Consider the following 19980-nt stretch of genomic DNA (forward strand, 5'->3'; position numbering starts at 1 on the left):
CAATGACCCTGCAAGGAGTGCGCCACCTCGGAGCATTAACCGCTTATGCATTTTTAATCATAAACTTAAACACGCGATTTAAAATTGGACGCACCCCTTACGCACTAAAAGAGCGCGGCGTTTTCGCAGCGGCGGGCAAACAGGCTGCACCACTATGATCACGCGCACCATTAGCGTGCGCTCGCGCTCAAAACACGGCCCCCACAAAAAAGCGGGGCGCCGACTGGTGTCGACGCCCCGCTTTCAGAGCCTTGCGAGCAGCTGGATCAATCGCTCTCCGGCGTGCCCTTTTCAATGGGTTTATGCATACGCCGGCGCAGCAGCGGGCCCAGCAGATACGGCAGGATCAGCCCCACCCCGGCGAAGACCCACAGGCCGATCGCCAAGCCGCTGTCCCACAAGATCATCCAGTCGCCGTCGGAAATTTCCATGGCGTGGCGCAGGTTCTTCTCCATTTCCGGGCCCAGCAGCAGTCCCAGAATGACCGGCACCAGCGGTATTTCCAGCTTGCGCAGGATATAGCCGCCCACGCCGAAGGCCACCATGAAGTAAAGGTCAAACGTCGTGTTGCTGATCGAGTAGATCCCCACGAACGCGACCATCGTCACCACCGGCAGCAGGTACATCGGCGGAATCGACAAAAGCTTCACGAAGATGCCCACCAGCGGAATGTTGAGCACCAAAAGCAGGAAGTTACCGATCAGCAGCGCCGCGATCACGCCCCAAACGATATCGGCGTTCTGGGTGAACATGAGCGGGCCGGGGGTGATGTTCAGCGAAATCAAAAGCGCCAGCAGCACCGCAGTCGTGCCGCTACCGGGCACACCGAGGGTCAGCATGGGCACCAGTGCGCCGCTCGAGGCGCCGTTGTTGCCTGCCTCCGGGGCGGCCACGCCGCGCGGGTCGCCTTCGCCGAAGCGGCCTTTCTTGCCAACCGCTTTCTTTTCCAGCGTGTAGCTGATGAAACTTCCAAGCGACGCCCCGGCACCCGGCAGCACGCCGGCGACGAAGCCCAGCACCCCGCCGCGAAAGCTCGAGGGCAGAATCTCGCGGATCTCCCGCCAGCTTAGCGCGAGCTTGTTGACCTTCATGTTCTCCTTGCCACCGCCGGCGCGCTCCTCGATGAAGAACAAAAGCTCGGAAATGGCGAACAGGCCGACGATGGCGATGATGAAGTCGACGCCCTCGAACAGCTCGAGCACACCGAAGGTATAGCGCTGCACCCCGGTGTTATCGATCCCGACAGTCGCGATCATCAACCCCAGGCACGCCGCCACCACCGTCTTGATCGGGTTCTTGCCGGTGATGCCGCCCAGCGTTGCGAACGCCAGCATGAACAGCGCAAAGTACTCCGCCGGCCCGAAGGTCAGCGCGAAGTTGGCCAAAAGCGGCGCCAGCAGAATCAAGCCCACGGTCGCCACCAGGCTGCCGATGAAGGAAGCGATGGCAGAGATCGCCAGCGCCTCGGCGGCCTTGCCCTTCTGGGCCATGGGATAGCCGTCCAGGCAGGTCATCATGGCCGGCTCGTCGCCGGGAATGTTGAGCAGTATCGACGAGATACGCCCGCCGTACATCGCCCCGGCGTAAACCGAGGTCAGCATGATCAGCGCGGTTTCCGGCGCCAACCCCAGACTGAAGGCCAGCGGAATCAAAATGGCGACGCCGTTGGCCGGGCCCAGCCCCGGAAGCGCGCCGATCAGGGTGCCCAAAAAAGCGCCCAGCAAGGCGAACATCAGGTTGTGGGGCTGTAGCGCCACCCCGAACCCGTCCATCAAAAAGCCAAGGGTTTCCATCAGTTCACCTCCAGAAAGGAGAGCAGCCCCAGCGGCAGGGCAAGATCCAGCCCGTAGCTGAACAGGAAGTAGACGATCACCCCGGCCACAGCCCCGGTCACGTAAGCTTTCACGGGCGGTGCGCCCATGCGCCAGCAAAGCGTGCCCACGGCAAGCGTCGTGCTGATGATGAAGCCCAGCGGCTGCAAGAGCATCGCGTAGAGAATCAGCACCACCACGGCGACGATCAGCTCGACGCCGGTGCGACTCCAGGGCCAGGCGTTATCCGGGTCGGGGCGCACGATCAGGTAGAGACTGGAGATCGCCAATACCACGGCCAAAAGCTTGGGGAACGTGTCCGGCCCCACCGCCTCGCCGCCACCAAACGGTACGGGAAACTGCGAGGCGGCCCAGCCGTACGCGACGGCCAGGACGATAAGCAGGATCCCGAAGATGCGGTCGTTGAAGGTCATTACTGAATCAGCCCGATGTCCTGGGAAATTTGTTCGATTTCATCGATCTGATTGAGCACGAAATCCTCGAACTCGCCGGCGGTCATGTGAAACGGCATCAGGCCGTTTTGCGACATGACGCTTTGCCACTCTTCGCTCTCGTAGATCGTATCCATGGCGTCGGTCCAGTAGGCCAGGGCGTCGTCGGAGATATCGGCAGGCATGTAGAAGCCGCGCCAGTTGGGGCCGAGCGCATCGATGCCCTGCTCACGCGCGGTGGGGATGTCGGCGAACTCGCCGGGCAGGCGCTCTTCGGAAAGCACCGCCAGCACGCGCAGATCGCCGGACTCCATGAAGCCCTGGGCTTCGGTGATGTCGCCGGTGAAGGCGTCCACGTGGCCACCGATCACCTGGGTCAGCGCTTCGCCGCCGTTGTTGTAGGACAAATAAGCGACGCGCGGTAGATTCTCGACCTCGGCGGCCTGAGCGGCGATCAGCACCTTGAGATGATCCCAGCCGCCCCGGGCGCTGCCGCCGGCGAATTTGACGCTGCGCGGGTCCTCTTTTAGCGCGTCCATCAGGTCGTTGAGATTCTGGTATTCAGAGTCTGCCGATACCGCAATGATGCCGTAATCGGCGCCCAGCGCGCCGACCCAGTTGACCATGTCCGCGGAAAGCCCCGGAAACTGCCCCTGGGCCAGGCGCGTGGTGGTCGCGGTAGAGGCGGCGACCAGCAGCTGGTCATCGCCAGCGCGCTTGCTCACGACGTGGGCAAACGCCACGCCGCCGCCGGCGCCGGCCATGTTGATGGTCTGCACGTTGGCCGGCACCAGGTCGAGCTCCTGCATCACGTTACCGACGCTTCGGCAGGTGAAGTCCCAGCCGCCGCCCGGGTCGGACGGCGCGATGCACTCGACCTTACCCGTGGGATCGAAGGCGACGGCGGTGGTGGCGACGGAAGCGGCGGCCAGCGGCAGAGCCAGCAGCGTGACGTACTTGAATGAGGACGTGAGGGTCATGGCGCTCTCCTGAAGGTGATCTATTGTTGTGGTGCTTATTAAGTCGTGCGCAGCACTTATTGTGATGATGCACCGCGCTGATCATGCAACGCGTAACGGCGAGACGTTAGAAGAGGATAGGACTTGGCAACAAGCTTCTGAACATAATGCACAAAAAGAGCATTGTGGGCATTTTGTTCATTGTGTTCACGAGCGCCGGCCCAGACGTTGAAGGCGGGAACGGCGGCAACCATTACAGCGTTTCGAGATACTCGGTGCTGGTGCGCTGTAAGCGGTAGCGGCGTTCGGGCCTGCCTACATCACCATAGCCCAATTCCGCCTCGACCACGTGCACCGACACCAGATACTCCAGATAGCGCCGCGCGGTGGAGCGGCTGGCCCCCATGGCCCTGGCGACCTGAGCGGCGGCCAGCGGCTGGTCGGCGTGCTGCAGCGCCTCGACGATCGCGCGAAGCGTCAGGCGGTCGATGCCCTTGGGCAGGCTGCGCCCGGCGACCGGCGGGGCGGGCGGCTGCACGCGCGCCAGCATGCGATCGAGTTCGGCCTGGCTCATCTGCTGGCGACAGGCGAGCTGGGCCCGCTCGCGCTGAAAGCGCGCCAGCATCTGCTGCATGCGCTCGGCCTCGACGGGCTTGATGAGGTAGTCGAAAACGCCGCCGCGCAGCGCCTCGCTGATGGTCTCTACCTCGCGGGCGGCGGTGACCATGACGATCTCCACGTGGACATGATCGCGGCGCAGCGCCCAAAGGAGCTCGAGCCCCTGAACGTCCGGAAGGTAAGCATCCAGCAGCACCAGGTCGACGCTGTCGCCGCGGCGCGCCATCTGCTCACGGGCTTCAATGCCGCTTCGCGCCTGACCAACCACCTTGAACCCGTCGTTTTGTTCGATGAATGCGCGGTGAATATCGGCGATACGAAAATCGTCCTCCACCACCAGAATACCGTACTCGTGTGCCGCCATAGCGCTTCCAGGGTCGATGTCGTTATGGATGTTGTCTTTATTAATGTTGTCGTTATGGCACTGACGTGATGCGTCGCGCTGGCTTAGCAGTCTACCACGGGCGGCTCGGGCCCGGCCTGCACGCACAGCGAACGGTTCAATACGGCGATGAAGCAGGCCCCGCCCAGCTCGCTCTCCTCGAGTGTGATGCTTCCCCCGTACTGCCGGCAAAGCCGCGCGACCAGGGCCAGGCCCAACCCCTGGTGCTGGCCGGTCTTGGTCGAAAAGCCCTCGCTGAAAATCGACTCGACGTGCTCGGCGGACACGCCCGGACCGTTGTCGTCCACCTCGATGACGAGCTGCTCGCCCAGATCGGTAAAGAACAGCCGCACCGTCGGTGAATCCGCGCGGGGGCCGTGAAGCGCGGCAAAGAAAGCGTTGTCGAGCAAATTCCCCACCACGGTCATCATCGCCTCCTGGCCGCTCGGGGTCAGCGGCTGAGAGAGCGAGCTCTGCTCGTCGATCTCGAGCGCCACGCCAAGCTCACGGGCCCGGGTCAGCTTGCCCAAAAGCGTGCCGCTTAGCACCGTGTCTGCCACGTGGCTCATCAAAAAGCTCATCTGTTTTTGCGCGCGCTCGCTCTCCTGGTGGATCAGCTTGAGCGCCTCCTCAACACGCCCGAGCTGCAAAAGCCCGGAAATAGTGTAGAGCTTGTTGGAGAACTCGTGGGCCTGAGCGCGCAGCATGTCGACATCGCGACTCGCCTGGGTCAGCGCCTCGGATAGATCGACGATTTCGCGCCGGCTTCGAAAGGTCGCCACCGCCCCTTCGACCTCGCCCTCGTCGATGATCGGCACGCGGTTGACCACCACCGGATGATCACCCAGCCACATCTGCTGGTCGAACTCCTGCTCGCCACGCTTGAGCACCTCTAAAAGCCTCGAGTTGGGCACCACCTCGCGAATCGGCTGGCCCAGCAGCGCCTGGTCATCGGGCAGCTCCATTAGGCGGCGCGCCTGCTGGTTCACCAGCGTAATGTTTCCTTCCCGGTTCACCGCCAGAATGCCTTCGTGGATGGACTGCAAAATGGCCTCTTTCTCAAGCGCGAGCCGGGCGATCTCGTAGGGCTCGAGCCCGAGGATCACCTTTTTCAAGTGCTGGGAGAGCACGTACGCCCCGGCGAAACCGAGCAGAATCATCAGGCCCACCAGCATCCAGCCAAGGCTTGTGTAGCGCGCCGCATCCATCTCCACCCGGTCGACCAGAAAGCCCACCGAGACCAGCCCAATGATGTTGCCCGCCTCGTCTCGAATCGGCGCCTTGCCGCGCATCGCCGTGCCCAGCGTGCCAGTCGCCTCGGAGACGTAGGATCGTCCCTCGCGAAGCGCCTGGTCGTTGTCGCCGCCGACCATGCGCTGGCCAAGGCGCTCCGGCACGGGGTGGGAGTAGCGAATCGACTGGGTATTGCCCACCACCACGTAGCGGGCGCCGGTTTCCATGCGCACCCGCTCGGCCAGGGGCTGGATGATGCGCGCCGGGTCGTCGGTGTCAAAGGCGGCGACGATGCTCGGCATGCTCGCCACGGTGTTCGCCACCGCCAGCGCCCGCTCGCCCATCTGGGCGGTAACGATGTCGGCCTTGCGGTGATTCAGATACGTGCCCTGGGCCAGCAGCATACCGGCCAGCAACAATCCCACCAGCAGCATGACCTGCAGGCGAAAGCTGCGTTTGTACCAGCGGCGCCGTGAGCGGGGCCGCTGGCCGGGTTTCAAATCGGCAAGCGAAGGCCGTGACAACGTCATGGGGGGAACTCAGCGGGCGCAAAAGCGTCATTATGGCACGCAGGCCAAAGCCGGGGTAATCTATGGCGCTTTTGCGCGACCGGGCGTGGTTCGCTTTCGTGGATTCTGGAAAAGAAGGTAACGTGCTTACTTTATTGAGAAGCAGTGTACTGATGAGCTGGCCGCTCTTGGCTGGTGCAGCGCTGGCCAACCCGTTCTACGCCCCGCCCCCGCCGGATGACAGTTCACCGAACTTCACCGGCGATGCCGAACTCGGCTTCACCCATCTTTCGGGCAATACCGACAGCCAGACGCTGATCGGCAAGACCCGCTTGACCTGGCTGACCGGCGACTTAACCCACTCGCTGCGCGGTGAGGTCAGAAACGTCACCAAGGATGGCGAAACCAGCGCCGAGCAGTATCTGCTGGCCGGGCGCGAACGCTTTGATTTCAACGGCCCGCACTATCTGTTCGGCTTCGCCCGTTGGGAAAAGGACCGCTTCGCCGGCTACGACCAGCAGCTCTCGGTGATCGGCGGCTACGGGCGCCAGCTGCTTGCAGGCGATAGACAGTCGCTGTCGCTCGAGGCGGGCCCGGGCTATCGCAATGACCGGCTGCGCGAGTACGACGATCAGCGCTTGGCCGTCGCCTACACTGCGCTGGCGTATCGTTTCGGGTTCGCCGAGGGCACGGATTTCGAGCAGGAGATGTCCGTCGAGTACACGTCGGAAAACACCACTTCACGCTCCTTCACCGCCCTGACCGCTCGGGTGACGCCGCGCATCTCGATGCGCTTGTCCCACGAGATCAAGCACAACTCACAGCCGCCGCCGGATACCATCGAGCGCACCGACAACACCACCAGCGCCTCGCTTCTGTACCGCTGGTAAGGCGATGCGCATCCCCCCTTACTGACCGCGGTGCGCCCAGGCCGTCATGCGCTTTTCCAGCACCGCGAACAGCTCGTACATCACCATCGCCATGGCGCTGATCACGATCAAGCCCGCAAACACCAGCCCCATGCGCATCTGCGAGCCGGCGCTCATCATCAGATAGCCAATCCCCTGATTCGACGCCACGGTTTCCGACACCACGGTCCCCACGAAGGCGAGTGTGATCGCCACCTTCAGCGAGGCGAAAAAGTAGGGCAGCGAGCGCGGCATGCCGACCTTGAGCAGCACGTCGATGCGCCGCGCACCGAGCACGCGCAGCACGTCCTCCATCTCCGGCTCCAGCGTGGCAAGGCCCGTGGCCACGTTGACCACGATGGGGAAAAAGCAGATCAAAAAGGCGGTCAGGATCGCCGGGATCGAGCCGATGCCGAACCAGACCACCAGGATGGGCACGAAGGCGACCTTGGGAATGGCGTTGAAGCCGACCAGCAGCGGGTAGCAGGCGTTATACAGAAAACGTGACGAGCCGATGATGAAGCCCAGCACCAGCCCCACCGCCACGCCGAGGCCAAAGCCGATCAGCGTGGTCCAGAAGGTTTGCCAAGAGTGACGCCCGATGGGCCCGGCGTAGTCGACGAGCGCCTGGGCGGTGTCCAGCGCGCTTGGGAAGATGAAGCCTGGTACATCGAAAAGCCGCACCGCGGCCTCCCATACCAGCACCAGCACTGCCACGGCGATCCAGGGCGCCAGCCGCTCGGTGGTTTTACCCGGTCGTTTCATAAGACACCTTTTAGCTTGCACGCACGTCGCCGATCCGGCTTCGCAATGCGTGCACCAGATCGATAAAGGGCTTTTCGTAGGTGGAGTCGATCGAGCGCGGGCGCGGCAGGTCGATCGCGCGCTGCTCGATCACCCGGCCCGGGCGGCGGCTCATGACGTAGACGGTATCGGCCAGAAACGCGGCTTCACGCAGGTCGTGAGTAACCAGCACCACGGTAAAGCGCTGCGCCTCCCACAAATCGCGCAGCACGCACCAGAGCTCTTCTCGGGTGAAGGCATCGAGCGCGCCGAAGGGCTCGTCGAGCATCAGCAGTTTCGGCCGGTGGATCAGCGCCCGGCAGATCGAGGCGCGCTGCTGCATACCGCCGGAGAGCTGCCAGGGGTATTTATCCTCGTAGCCTTTTAGCCCAACGGTTTCCAGAAGCTCGCGCGCCCAGCCGACGAACTCGTCGCGGCGGCGGCGAAACTGATGGCGATAGGGTTTGACGATCTCCAGCGGCAGCAGGACGTTATCGAGCGTGGTGCGCCAAGGCAGCAGATTGGCGTTTTGAAACGCCATGCCGGTGATCTTGAGCGGGCCGGTCACCGGGTCGCCGTCCACGCTCACGGTGCCGCTACCTGGGGCTTTGAGCCCGGTGCAGAGCTTCATGAAGGTCGATTTACCGCACCCCGATGGCCCCACGAAAGCGACGAACTCACCTTCATGAATCGACAGGTCGATCTGCTCGATGGCGTTCTCCACGCCGTCATAGGAGAGGCTGACATCGTCAAAGTGAACGAACGCCTGCCCCATTACTCGGCCTCCGAAAACAGCGCCCGGTCCTCGGCAGCGGGAAGATACCGTGAGCTAAACACCTGTTCCGGCGTCGGCACGGTGGGTAAATCGTAAATGTCGGCGACCAGCTCGATCGCCTGGCCAAGGCGCTCTTCGTCGACGTCGCCCACGCCGTTGGCACGCGTGTAGGGCGTGTCGATGACGCTCTCGATGGCAAGCTCCAAACGCTTGGTCTCGACGGCGGCATCGATCAAGCCATCGCGCTCGCTGACGTACGCCACCGCGGCTTCGGGGTCGTCGATCGTCTCCACCAGCGCCCGGTTGAAGGCGCGCAAGAAGCCCTCCACCGCCTCGGGATGCGCCTGGGCGAAGGCGTCGCTTGCGATGATGGCATTACCGTAGATCGGCACGCCGAACTCGGGGAACGCCATGATCGTCAGATCCTCTTCGCTCATGCCGCGCTCTTCCAGATTCAGCAGGCTGGTGAAGTAGAAGCCCGTAATGGCATCGACGTCGCCGCGCATCAGCAGCGTTTCGCGAAGCGTAGGGTCGACGTTTTGCCACGTTACTGCGTCCGGGGCGAGATCGTTGGCCGCGGCAAAGGCGTCCCAGGCGCGGTAGCCCGTATCGAAGGTAGGCGCGGCAATGGTTTTACCGGCCAGATCCGCCGGGGTGTCGATGCCCCGGTCCTTGCGCGCAAAGACCGCCGCGGGCGTGCCGTCGTAGAGTACGTAGACCCCATGAACACCGGGGCCCTCGGGGTTTTCAGCCAGAAACTCGATCACCGCGTTCAAATCGCCAAAGCCCATTTCGTAGGCGCCGGAGGCCACCCGGTTGACCGCCCCGGCCGAGCCGCTGCCGGAATCGATCTGTACGTCCAGGCCCTCTTCGGCGAAATAGCCCTTCTCCTCAGCCATCAAAAAAGGCGCGGCCGGGCCCTCGAAGCGCCAGTCCAGCTGAAAACGAATCGGCGTGTCGGCCAACGTGACCGAGGGCACCATCGCCAGTGCGCAGGCGTGGCCCAGCCAGAGCGCTTTTTTTACCCCGAACGAGCTATTGCGATGAGTCATCGAGAGCACCTTGTATACAAATGAAAATGGTTTGAGCGTTGCAGCAACGCTGCCAGACCCAAGCAATCTCAATGAATTCAGCAGCTTGAAGTGCGCTACGAAGGATCCACCGTGTCACGGGCGCGCCCAAACGGTGCGCGAACCTTTTTTTACGCACCAAAGAAAAACATATTCGACTTTCGTCTACTCGGCTTGTATACTAAACACTGTTTCCTGTCCTCGCGCCATTTCCCCAATGGCGCTTTTTTTTACCCGCGATTTACGCACTGACGCGTTTTCTTCTCGTCCCACCAAAGGTGTTCTTCTTGATGAAACCATCGGCTCACGACGCTGACAGCCGCAGGCGTTCTACGCTAGGCGACCCCGTAGTACTTATCCTAAGTATCGGATTTATCGTCGCTTTCCTTGCCTTCTCTTTCTATGACCTGAATCTGGTCGCCGACACCATCAGCCAGGGCTTCGCCTGGAGCGCGCTCAAGTTCGGCACCTACTTCCAATTCATGATGCTGGTGACCTTCTTCATCGCCATCGGCCTTGCGCTGTCACCGGCGGGCAAGGCCAAAATTGGCAACCTGGATGCACCAGAATTGAGCACGTTCAAGTGGATCTCGATCATTCTGTGTACGCTTTTGGCCGGCGGGGGCGTATTCTTCGCCGCCGGTGAGCCGATTTACCACTTCGTGGTCGTGCCGCCGGCCTTCGACACCGACCCGGGCGTGCCCGCCGCGGTACCCGGGGCGCTGGCGCAATCCTTCACCCACTGGGGCTTCGTCGGCTGGGCGATTCTGGGCTCGCTCACCGCGATCGTGCTGGCCCACGCCCACTACGTGAAAGGCCAGCCGCTGCAGCCGCGCACCCTGCTCTATCCGGTGCTGGGCGAGCGCTTGCTGCGCGGCCCGCTGGGTGGGCTGATCGACGCCTGCTGCGTCATTGCGGTGGTCGCGGGCACCGTCGGGCCGGTCGGCTTTCTGGCAACCCAGGTGAGCTTTGGCTTGCACGACCTGTTCGGGTTACCCAACAACTTCTATACCAAACTGGCCGTGCTGGTCGTACTGGGCGTGGTCTACATATTGTCGTCGGTGAGCGGCGTGCAGAAAGGCATGCAGCTTCTTAGCCGCTTCAACGTCATCCTGGCGCTCATCATTGGCGCGGTGATCTTCGTGTTCGGCCCGACGCTATTTTTGTTCAACAGCTACTTCGCCGGCATGGGCACTTATCTGGGCGACTTCTTCAAGATGGTCACCATGACCGCGGAAACCGCCCCGGCGGAGTGGATGCAGTGGTGGATCGTCTTCTTCTACGCCTGGTTCATCGCCTTTGCGCCGCTGATGGCGATTTTCGTCGCGCGAATTTCCCGCGGGCGTACCATTCGCGAAATGATCCTCGCCGTGTCGGTCATCGCGCCCATTGCCACCACGGTGTGGTTCACGCTGCTCGGCGGCTCCGGCATCTTCTATCAAATGACCGGCGCGATCGATTTAAGCGATGCCCTGCAGGCCTTCCAGTTCGACATCGCCACGCTCACCGTGGCCAAAGCGCTGCCCGGCGGCACCTGGATGGCGCTGGCGATTTTGCTGCTGACCACGATCTTCGTCGCCACGACCGGCGACTCGATGAGCTACTCCATCGCCATGGTCGGCGCCGGTCACGACGAGCCCAGCCGCTTTCTGCGCGCCTTCTGGGGCGTGATCATGGCGATCATGGCCGCGGTGCTTCTGGCCATGCGCGAAGGCCAGATCGCCGCCCTCCAGCAGTTCATCGTCATCACCGCCGTGCCGGTCTCGTTGTTCCTGCTGCCCTCGCTCTGGAACGGCCCGCAAGCCGCGTTTGCGATGGCCCGCGAGCAGGGAATTATCGACTGACGTCTTTCGGGAGGCGCTGACGTTTGCGCTATGATGGCTCGCCCATCTGCTCCGACCATCGTCGGAGCAGCCCAGACGATCAGGAGCGCCCGTGGTATCGCGACATCTCCCCTCCACCGCCGCCATGCAATGTTTCGAGGCGGCGGCCCGCCATCTGAGCTTTACCCGCGCAGCCGAGGAGCTGAACCTGTCGCAGAGCGCGGTGAGCAAGCAGGTAGCGCACCTGGAGGCGACCCTTCAACACAAGCTGTTTCGCCGCGTGCGTCGAAGCCTTCTGCTCACGCCGGAAGGCGCCATGTTTTTGAGCGATGTGCGCAAGGTACTCATTCAGATCGAGATGTCGGCTCAGGCCGTCATGACCTATAGCGGCAACAGCGAAGTATTGAAGGTGGCCACCCTGCCAAGCTTTGGCAGCCGCTGGCTAGCGAACAAACTGCCCGATTTCATTGCCGCCAATCCGGGCATTAGCCTGGAGTTTCACGAGCGAGTGGAGGATTTCGATCTCGAGCAGCAGTCCATCGATGTCGCTTTTTTCTACGGGCACGGAAGCTGGCCGAACCTGGCCTGTCACAAGCTGCTCGACGAAGAGATGGTGGTCGTTGCGTCCCCGGCGCTGATCGAGCGCCACCGCATCACTCGGCCAGAGGATCTGGCTGGCCTGTCGCTACTGCATCTATCGACGCGCCCCGATGCCTGGCATCACTGGTTCGCCGACCAGAGTGTCGCGACCGATCGAAGCTATCACGGCCATCGCTTCGAGACCTTTCCCATGATTCTGCGTACGGCGATGGCCGGCGGCGGGGTGGCGCTGGTGCCCTACTTTACCGTGGAAGAAGAGCTGGCCGCTGGCAAACTGGCGATCGTCTGGCACCACCGGTTCAGTAGCGCCAACGCTTATTATCTGGTCTACCCGGAGCACCTGGGCGAGTTGGCCAAGGTGCGCCGTTTCGTCGAGCACCTGACCAGGTGTGCCGCCCAGGGCTGAGCCACCCTGCTTTGCGACCTACCCTGCTAGTGCCGCAAGCACTTGTTGCCGCGAGGTTCTCTCGCGTTCGGCGTAAAGCGCCAGTTCGTCGGTCACCGGTGCGCCGAGCGCTTGCTCGAAGGCATCGCGGTTGGCGTTGCCCGCATAGGCGTCGTTTTCGCCGCCGCCCAGGTTGGACTGGAAGATACCCGCAGCGCTGACCGGGAGGAAATCCTCGTAGGTGATCGGCTGCGCCTCGACCAGTCCCTCAGTGATCAGCGCCTCGATCTCTACACCGGGCTGAGGGGCAGACGCCTGGCCCGCCTCGGTCAGGTGGTAGTGAAAGTATCCCAGCTGCTCCTGACGCATGGCCTCCAGATCATCCGGGAAGGCCTCGAAGACTTGGCCCATTACCGCCTGGTGAGCGTCGTTGTCGAGCCCCGCCGCGCGCTTTCGCCCCTCACTCAGCAGTTGATCGTACAGGGCGCGCCCCTTGGGGGTGAGCGCCGTGCCGCGCTGCTCGATCTCGCCGAAACGCGCGGTGTGCGTGCCTTCGCCGTCGCCGGCAAAGCGGGTCGTCTCCTCCAGCGCCTTGAAACTGGTCTGGCGCAGCAGGATCGGGCACTCCCGGCGGGGTGGGCCTTCGATCACCGCCTTGGGCGTGATACCCACGCTTGGCATACGCCGCTGTACTTCGTCGATATCCAGCGTGCGCGGCGTCAGGTGATTGATGTGGGGGCCGCGAAAGCAGACCACGTCGGCAATGAGGCGGTGCTCATCGTGAAGCGCCTGATAGGTGTCGAGATCGACCGTGGCGTCCTTGTGCCAGCGAAAGGTTTCCAGCGCCTGCTCGACGAACTGCGCGGCCTCCTCCTCGGTGAGCCCGCCCTGGGCTTCGAAGCGTTCGATCAGCTCGCGGGCTTGCGGGGTGAAGATATCGCGCGCGTCAAGAATTCGCTTGGCGCGCTGGCGCAGCGCGTCGCTTTCGATCAGCTCGAGACGCAAAAGCGAGGTGAACACGCGAAAGGGGTTGCGCGCCAAGGCGTCATCGTCGATGGGACGAAAGGCGGTCGAGTGTACCGGCACGCCCGCCTCGGACAGATCGTAATACCCTACCGGGTACATCCCCATCACGGCGAACAGGCGGCGCAGCATCGAAAGCTCGTTGGGTGAGCCGACACGGATGGCACCGTGGCGCTCGACGCCGAGCCGGGTCATCTCGTCCTGCGCCTCCAGACGCTGGCGTAACGCCGGCCGTTCTTCTAGCGTTTCCCGGTTCACCTCGGCTACCAGCTCCAGCAGCGTACCGTACTGGGGCACTTCCGTTTGATACATATCGGACATCGCCTTCGAGAAGCGATCGCGAATCTCGTTGGCGGGCAGACAACGTTGCTGTGTCATGGGGGGGTCTCCGGGATGCGGTGCACGCCTGAGCGCACGGCCGGCGGCTCACGCGGCTAAAAAAGGATGCCTTTCATGAAAGCAGAGGTGCACGCCCTTCACAAACGAAAAAAACCGCCCAACTCATGCCCTGTAGGAATGCATCGAGCCGATAACGCCTTGCAGAAACTCGGCACTGGCCCGAAAAGGCAAAAAAGGATGTACTCGGTCATCGACCAGCCCGTGCCAACCCGCCGCACGATCACCTGTGGTTACGGGTTGGCCCGGGCAGTTGGGCGCCAAAGCCCGCGTGCCCAAACGCAGCGGGGCCGCCCGAAGGCGGCCCCGCTGGTCGTACTGACGAGTCCTTGAACGACTCAGGTCTCGTCGGCGTCGTCCACGTCGTCGTGGTGCGGCGTCTTGTGGTCCGCCTCGCTGGTCTGCTGGCTGGGCGGCGTCGCCTCGGAGAGGGGCGTTTGCACCGCGCTCTTCTCCCTGGCGGTCGAGTCCAGAATCCGCAGGTTCGCGGGCGGCGCCTTGCCGTCGCGGTCCTCGCCGAAGTAGAGCGTGGTATGCGGGAACGGAATCTCGATGCCGGCTTCGTCGAAGCGCATCTTGACCAGCCGGTTGAAGGCCCGGCCCACGCCCCACTGATCGCCCGGCGTGGTCTTGATGACGACCCGGATGTTCACCGAGCTGTCGGCAAGTGCGGTCACGCCGGCCACGGTCATGTCCGCCAAGAGCTTGAAGCCGTGCTCTTCGCTGGCCTTGAGATCCTCGAAGGCGAGCTGGAGCTGCTCGATGGCGTAATCGATGCTCTCGCGGTAAGCGATGCCGTACTCGCCTACGTGGTTGCCGTACTCGCGCATGTAGTTCGAGACGGTATCCACGCTCGAGAAGGGCACGATGTGGTAGGTACCGGAGAGATCGCGAATCGCCACCGAGCGAATGCTCAAACGCTCCGCGGTGCCGGTGATACCGCCCACCGTGACCACGTCGCCGGTGTTCATGGCGTTTTCGATCTGGATGAACACGCCGGTGATCACGTCCTGCACCAGTTTCTGGGCGCCGAAACCGATCGCCAGACCCAGCACCCCGGCACCGGCGATCAGCGGGCCGATGTTGATGCCGATTTCCGAGAGCAAAATCATGCCGGTGATGGTCACCATGGCGATCGCCAGGGCGTTACGGAACAGGCTCAAAAGCGTTTTGGCCCGCGCCGAGGGCTCGCCGCCACCGGTTTCCGGGTTGAGCTTGTGCTCGATCAGACTCGCCAGCGCCAGCCAAATACCCAGCGAGACGATGAGAATTACCGCGATGCTGATCAACCGACCCACGATCAAAACGCCGCGCTCGGAGGCGTACCAGGCGGCCAGATTGAAGGCGCCCCAGGCATCCAGTACCACCATGATCACGGCCACCAGAATGATGACGCGAATCACGCGCAGCGCGTTGGGGATGTAGCTATTGAGCCGGTGTTCGAGCATCGGAAGCTTACGGCGCAAGTCATCGGAGAGCTCGATACGCCGACCGATGAACTGGGTCAAGAAGCTCGAAAGCAGAATACCGACGACCACCGCGACCAGCGTCTTGAGCGTGGCGAACAGCACGAAGGGCAGCGCGTCGCCCGGGCGCACCAGCACCAGCACGAACACGATCAGGAAATAGAGCAGCGCGAACAGGTGCCAGGTACGGGCAAAGAGTTTCAGGGAGACGCGGCTCGCCGCCATCGTACTCTGACGGCTCATGCCGTTCAGGTTGTCGCGCAGGCGCACGCGGTTTCTCAGCACCACGGCCACGGCGTAGATGAACGCCAATACCATGATCAACGTACCGACCGCCTGGCCCAGCGCCGGGGCGATGTAGAAGTTGATCAGCGGTACCACGACCATCAGGCCGTAGCCGACCATGCCGACCAGCCGGGCAATCCAGCTGTTCCAATAGCCGGCCTCTTTCGCCGAGATGGGCAGCAGGCGCAGCCCTTCATAGCGCGACGAGAAGAGCATGCGAAACGCGGCCTTGATCAGCTCGATGACCAAAAACGCGTTGAGGAACAGCGAGGCGCGCGTGGAGAGCTCGCCGGTTTCGCCCACGGCGAAGGTCGCGATCAAATTACCCGCCACGTAGGCCGCACCGATGATCAGCGCATCGATCAGCGCGGCGACGATCACGCAGCCGATCAGACGCAGAATCGAGATCGAGCGCTCGCCGTGCTGCGACCAGCCGCTGAGCTTGGTGAACAGCGACTTCGCCAGCCGCCGAAACAGCATGAAAACGACGAAGGTGGAGGCGATCACGATGCCCAGATTGATCGCCGCAGTGATGAAGGCCGCGCTGTCGAAGGTGCTGCCGCCCTGGCCACTAAAGATTCCGGTGACGACGCCCGCCGCCTGCTCGAGCTGGGAGCCGATATTGCCCACCACGCTGCTGGTGAGCTCGGCGAGCTGGCGTGGCAGCGACACCTCTTCCGGGGCCAGATTGCCCCCTTCGGCGGCGGCTTCCGGCGAGAGTTCGGCATCGAGCCCGCCCGGCAGCGAAGAGGCTTCACTGCGCAGACGTTCGATGAGCTCCTGACGCGCCTGATCGTTTTCGAGCAGGTCGGCCAGCGCCTCGTAGGAGGGAGGCGAGTCGGCGGTTTCGTCGTCGGCGCTAAGCGTGGTTTGAGCCAGCGCCGGGCTCATCATGGCAAAAAGCGCAAGCAGCCAAACGCCCAGCCAAGGTAGTAAACGTGATGGCGTCACACCGGAGTCTCCCTTTGGGTGAGGTAGTGTATTCAATCTAACGGCTTAGCCGCGTTATGCAAATCATAGCGGGCAGGCGCGCCGCGTCCAGCGCAGCGCCTTTTTGTAGCGCCCCATGCAGCGCGTGGCAGGGTAACATGGGCGGCCTTTGGCGGGTTATCCGCCGCAGGCATTAAAGACAGTAAGACGCCAGCCACTGCGCGGAAAACGCCAGCACCAGCGCGTAGCGCGCGCCCTTGGCCAGCAGGATCAGCGCCACCGCACGCCACCACTCAAGGCGTAAAAGTCCGGCCACCACGGTGAGCGGGTCGCCGATGATCGGCACCCAGCTCAGCAGCAAACTGTAGGCGCCAAAGCGCTGGTACCAGCGGCTGGCGCGGGCAAGCTGGGCGGAAGAGGCGGGAAACCAGCGCCGGTGCTGGAATCGGCGGGCGTAGCGGCCCAGGGCCACGTTGATCAGGCTGCCCAGGGTGTTGCCGAGCGTGGCCACCAGCCAAAGCGCCGCCCAGGGCTCGCCCTGGCACCACTGGCGGGCAAGCCACACCTCGGAGCCGCCGGGCAAAAGCGTGGCGCTCAAGAGCGCGACCCAGAAAAGGCTGAACACGGGCGTCAGGCGCTACGGGAGAGAAATTCGGTACGCTGCGAGCTAGGGCAGCCGGCCGCCGAGCCGGGCGGTGATGTTGTTCGCCGCCTCACGCACCAGCGCCCCCAGCGCCATCAGGCGCTCTTCGGGAATGCGCGCCATCGGTCCGGACACGGAGATCGCCGCCAGCGGCATGCGTCGCTCATCGAAGATGCACGCCGCCACGCAGTGCAGCCCAATGGCGTGCTCTTCGCGGTCGCAGGCGAAACCCTGGGCGCGGATGGTGCGCACTTCCGCCTCGATCGCCTCGGGGTCGAAGAAGGTATTGGGTGTGACGCGCGACAGCGCATCGCCTTTCAAGAGCTCGGCGCGCTCGTCGTCGCTCATGCCGGCCAATAGCGCCTTGCCCACGCCGGAGGCGTGCAGCGGCGCGCGCGAGCCGAGCTTGGTGATCATGCGCATCATCTGGGTGGATTCGTGCTGGGCGAGAAACACGGCCGTAGCGCCATCGCGAATGCCGAGATTGGCGGTTTCGCCAGTCTCCATGGTAAGGCGGCGCAGAAACGGGCGGCTGGTGGCGACCACGTCACGCGCCTCGAGAAAGCTATTGCCGATGCGAAACGTCTTGACGTCGATGCGCCAAAGCCCCTGCTCGCCTTCCTGGGTGACGAAGCCCTGGCTTTGCAGCGCCTGAAGCAGGCGGTGGGTGGTCGAAGGCGCCAGCTGTGCCGTCTCGGCGAGCTCGGAAAGCGCCATCCCCAGCGGGCTTGCCGCCAGATGCTCGAGCAGCGTCAAGCCGCGTACCAACGACTGGCTGTGCCCACCGCTGGCTTTCGCGGCCCCGGCCGGGCGTCCTACGGACCTGCGCTTGGCCTCACTCACCGTACGTTCTCCTTGACTCGATTGCCGCGCAGCGCTCGCCGCGCAAAACGAGCAGGATAACGCGAGGCGCTGGTGAATGTCGCGTTTGCGGAAATAAATCCCATTCTGGCGGTAAAAACGCCGATAGCGCCCACCGGCGCTATCGAACGAGAATCGAAAGGGTAAAGCAGATCAGGCGCGCCGGCGCTGGTCATGGCCAAGCGGGTGGGGCTCGCCGCGGGCCTTGGCCAGATCGATCTGGCGCTGGCGCTCGCGGGCCGCCGCGCGGGTCTTCTCCGGCAGCGAGTCGATGCAGTGCGGGCAGCTGATGCCAGGCTCATAAGCCGCATCCGCCATATCCTCTTCGGAAATCGGCCGGCGGCAGGCGTGGCACTGCTCGAAAGCGCCTTCGCTCAGGTCGTGGCGCACGGTGACGCGGTTGTCGAACACGAAACACTCACCGCGCCACAGCGACTGCTCCTCGGGTACTTTTTCGAGATAGTTCAGCACGCCGCCCTTGAGGTGGAACACCTCTTCGAAGCCCTCGTTCAGCATGAAGCTCGACGCCTTCTCGCAGCGAATGCCGCCGGTGCAGAACATGGCGACCTTCTTGTGTTTGGCCGGGTCGTAATGCTTGCGAACGTACTCGGGAAACTCACGGAAGGTCGCGGTTTTGGGGTCGATGGCGCCTTCGAAGCTGCCGATCTCCACTTCGTAGTCGTTGCGCGTGTCGATGACCAGCACTTCCGGATCACTGATCACGTCGTTCCACTGCTCCGGCTCGACGTAAGTACCCACGGTGTCGTTGGGGTCGACGCCGTCGACGCCCAGGGTGACGATCTCGCGCTTGAGCTTCACCTTGGTGCGATAAAACGGCATCTCGTCACAAAAGGACTCCTTGTGGTCGAGATCCGCAAGGCGCTCATCGCTACTCAGCCACTCGAGCAGCGCGTCGATGCCCTCGCGCGAGCCGGCCACGGTGCCGTTGATGCCCTCGCGGGCGAGCAGCAGCGTGCCTTTCACGCCGTGATCGACCATGGTCTGTCTAAGCGGCTCGCGCAGCGCCTCGAAGTCGTTCAGGGTGACGAATTTATACAGCGCGGCCACCACGATGGGGGCCGTCGAGGAAGGTTGGGTCATGAAACTCTCCTGGTAGTCGCCCTCGCAAAGGGCGGACCGGGTCAAAAAACGCACCCATTCTAACGCAAAGCCTTGCCCGAGGGCAGCCTGGCGGATTGACGCAGATCAAGCGGGCTTGCCGGGTATCGATCGATTTTATCGACGCGATCGAGAGAAAAGCATCACTTTGCCCGCGCGGCGGCGGGCGTATAGTGAGCGGCATTGGTTAATGCCCTGGATCGACACGGAGAACCTTCATGAAAATTCGCCGCTCTCAAGATCGCGGCTACGCCGACCACGGCTGGCTGCGCTCGTACCACACGTTTTCGTTCGCCAACTACATGGACCCGGCGCACATGGGCTTTCGCACGCTGCGGGTTATCAACGAGGACCGCGTCGCCCCGGGTCACGGCTTCGGCACTCACCCGCACCGCGACATGGAAATCATCTCCTGGGTGCTCGACGGTGAGATGGCGCACGAGGACAGCCTGGGCAATGGCGAAACCATGCGCCCGGGGGACGTGCAGCGCATGTCCGCCGGTACCGGCGTGCGCCACAGCGAGTACAACGCCTCCAGCACTCAAGGCCTGCACTTTCTGCAGATCTGGATCGAAACCGCCACTCCCGGCATGGCGCCGAGCTACGCGCAAAAGCACTTCCCCCGCGCCGAGCGCGAGCAGCGGTGGTGCCTGCTCGCCTCGCAAAACGCCCGTGATGGGTCGATCAGCCTGCATCAGGACGTCAACCTGTATACCGGCCTGTTCGACGGCGACCTGCCCACCCCGCCGCCTCATCGCCATGCGTGGCTGCACCTGGTCAAGGGCGAGCTCACGGTCAACGGCACGCGCCTGCTGGCCGGCGACGCCGCCGCACTCGACCCCACGGAGCCGCTCGAGCTGACCGACGCCGCCGGCGCCGATGTGCTGCTGTTCGATCTGGCGTAACGCCTGCACACGGTGCATAAAAAAACCGGCCTCCCGAAGGAGGC

17 protein-coding genes are annotated in these 19980 nt (G+C 63.3%); 4 read left to right on the forward strand and 13 right to left on the reverse strand.

Annotated features, from left to right (window positions below; genetic code table 11):
- Positions 1–266: 266 nt before the first annotated feature.
- From OCT39_RS15985 to OCT39_RS16005, 5 genes are all read right to left on the reverse strand, one after another.
- Positions 267–1793 carry a tripartite tricarboxylate transporter permease gene (locus tag OCT39_RS15985; protein ID WP_263585425.1) on the reverse strand — a complete coding sequence of 509 codons (1527 nt, stop codon included), beginning with the start codon at positions 1791–1793 and terminating at the stop codon, positions 267–269.
- Entirely contained in the window at positions 1793–2245 is a 453-nt protein-coding gene (locus tag OCT39_RS15990; protein ID WP_263585426.1) for a tripartite tricarboxylate transporter TctB family protein, read from the reverse strand. Before OCT39_RS15990 ends, OCT39_RS15985 begins: the two co-directional genes overlap by 1 nt.
- A complete protein-coding gene (locus OCT39_RS15995; protein WP_263585427.1) occupies positions 2245–3243 on the reverse strand; it encodes a Bug family tripartite tricarboxylate transporter substrate binding protein in 999 nt (332 codons plus the stop codon). Before OCT39_RS15995 ends, OCT39_RS15990 begins: the two co-directional genes overlap by 1 nt.
- A gap of 232 nt (positions 3244–3475) precedes the next feature.
- Positions 3476–4204, reverse strand: a complete 729-nt coding sequence (locus OCT39_RS16000; protein ID WP_263585428.1) for a response regulator — start codon at positions 4202–4204, stop codon at positions 3476–3478.
- Positions 4205–4287: 83 nt separating this feature from the next.
- A complete protein-coding gene (locus tag OCT39_RS16005) occupies positions 4288–5985 on the reverse strand; it encodes a sensor histidine kinase (RefSeq protein ID WP_263585429.1) in 1698 nt (565 codons plus the stop codon).
- Between the two features lie 152 nt (positions 5986–6137).
- Here OCT39_RS16005 and OCT39_RS16010 point away from each other — a divergent pair, with 152 nt between their 5' ends.
- Positions 6138–6854: a YdiY family protein gene (locus tag OCT39_RS16010; RefSeq protein WP_263585430.1), complete on the forward strand. Its 717-nt coding sequence runs from the start codon at positions 6138–6140 to the stop codon at positions 6852–6854.
- Positions 6855–6872: 18 nt separating this feature from the next.
- Here OCT39_RS16010 and OCT39_RS16015 read toward each other — a convergent pair whose 3' ends face one another.
- From OCT39_RS16015 to OCT39_RS16025, 3 genes are read right to left on the reverse strand one after another with little or no spacing between them, the layout of a single operon-like run.
- Positions 6873–7637, reverse strand: a complete 765-nt coding sequence (locus OCT39_RS16015) for an ABC transporter permease (RefSeq protein WP_263585431.1) — start codon at positions 7635–7637, stop codon at positions 6873–6875.
- Positions 7638–7647: 10 nt separating this feature from the next.
- On the reverse strand, positions 7648–8430 hold the full coding sequence (locus tag OCT39_RS16020) for an ABC transporter ATP-binding protein (RefSeq protein ID WP_263585432.1): 783 nt from the start codon (positions 8428–8430) through the stop codon (positions 7648–7650).
- On the reverse strand, positions 8430–9482 hold the full coding sequence (locus OCT39_RS16025; protein WP_263585433.1) for an ABC transporter substrate-binding protein: 1053 nt from the start codon (positions 9480–9482) through the stop codon (positions 8430–8432). The genes OCT39_RS16020 and OCT39_RS16025 overlap by 1 nt, the downstream gene beginning before the upstream one ends.
- Before the next feature lie 308 nt (positions 9483–9790).
- On the opposite strand from OCT39_RS16025, the gene OCT39_RS16030 reads away from it, so the two are divergent.
- Together OCT39_RS16030 and OCT39_RS16035 are read left to right on the forward strand one after the other, a co-directional pair.
- Entirely contained in the window at positions 9791–11344 is a 1554-nt protein-coding gene (locus OCT39_RS16030) for a BCCT family transporter (RefSeq protein WP_263585434.1), read from the forward strand.
- A gap of 91 nt (positions 11345–11435) precedes the next feature.
- Positions 11436–12329 (forward strand): LysR substrate-binding domain-containing protein, encoded by an 894-nt coding sequence (locus tag OCT39_RS16035; RefSeq protein ID WP_263585435.1) that lies wholly within the window; start codon positions 11436–11438, stop codon positions 12327–12329.
- Between the two features lie 18 nt (positions 12330–12347).
- Here the strand turns inward: OCT39_RS16035 and OCT39_RS16040 are convergent, their stop codons facing one another.
- From OCT39_RS16040 to OCT39_RS16060, 5 genes are all read right to left on the reverse strand, one after another.
- Positions 12348–13709: a VOC family protein gene (locus tag OCT39_RS16040; RefSeq protein ID WP_263585436.1), complete on the reverse strand. Its 1362-nt coding sequence runs from the start codon at positions 13707–13709 to the stop codon at positions 12348–12350.
- Positions 13710–14065: 356 nt separating this feature from the next.
- Entirely contained in the window at positions 14066–16429 is a 2364-nt protein-coding gene (gene ybiO, locus OCT39_RS16045; protein WP_263585437.1) for a mechanosensitive channel protein, read from the reverse strand.
- A 172-nt stretch (positions 16430–16601) separates the two neighbouring features.
- On the reverse strand, positions 16602–17033 hold the full coding sequence (locus tag OCT39_RS16050; protein ID WP_263585438.1) for a YqaA family protein: 432 nt from the start codon (positions 17031–17033) through the stop codon (positions 16602–16604).
- Between the two features lie 42 nt (positions 17034–17075).
- Positions 17076–17894: an IclR family transcriptional regulator C-terminal domain-containing protein gene (locus tag OCT39_RS16055; RefSeq protein ID WP_263585439.1), complete on the reverse strand. Its 819-nt coding sequence runs from the start codon at positions 17892–17894 to the stop codon at positions 17076–17078.
- 171 nt (positions 17895–18065) lie between these two features.
- Positions 18066–19013, reverse strand: a complete 948-nt coding sequence (locus OCT39_RS16060; protein WP_263585440.1) for a rhodanese-related sulfurtransferase — start codon at positions 19011–19013, stop codon at positions 18066–18068.
- Between the two features lie 236 nt (positions 19014–19249).
- Between OCT39_RS16060 and OCT39_RS16065 the strand changes: the two genes are divergently transcribed.
- Entirely contained in the window at positions 19250–19936 is a 687-nt protein-coding gene (locus OCT39_RS16065; RefSeq protein ID WP_263585441.1) for a pirin family protein, read from the forward strand.
- The last annotated feature ends 44 nt before the right edge of the window (positions 19937–19980 follow it).

This window comes from Halomonas sp. GD1P12, from assembly GCF_025725645.1.
GTDB lineage: Bacteria > Pseudomonadota > Gammaproteobacteria > Pseudomonadales > Halomonadaceae > Vreelandella.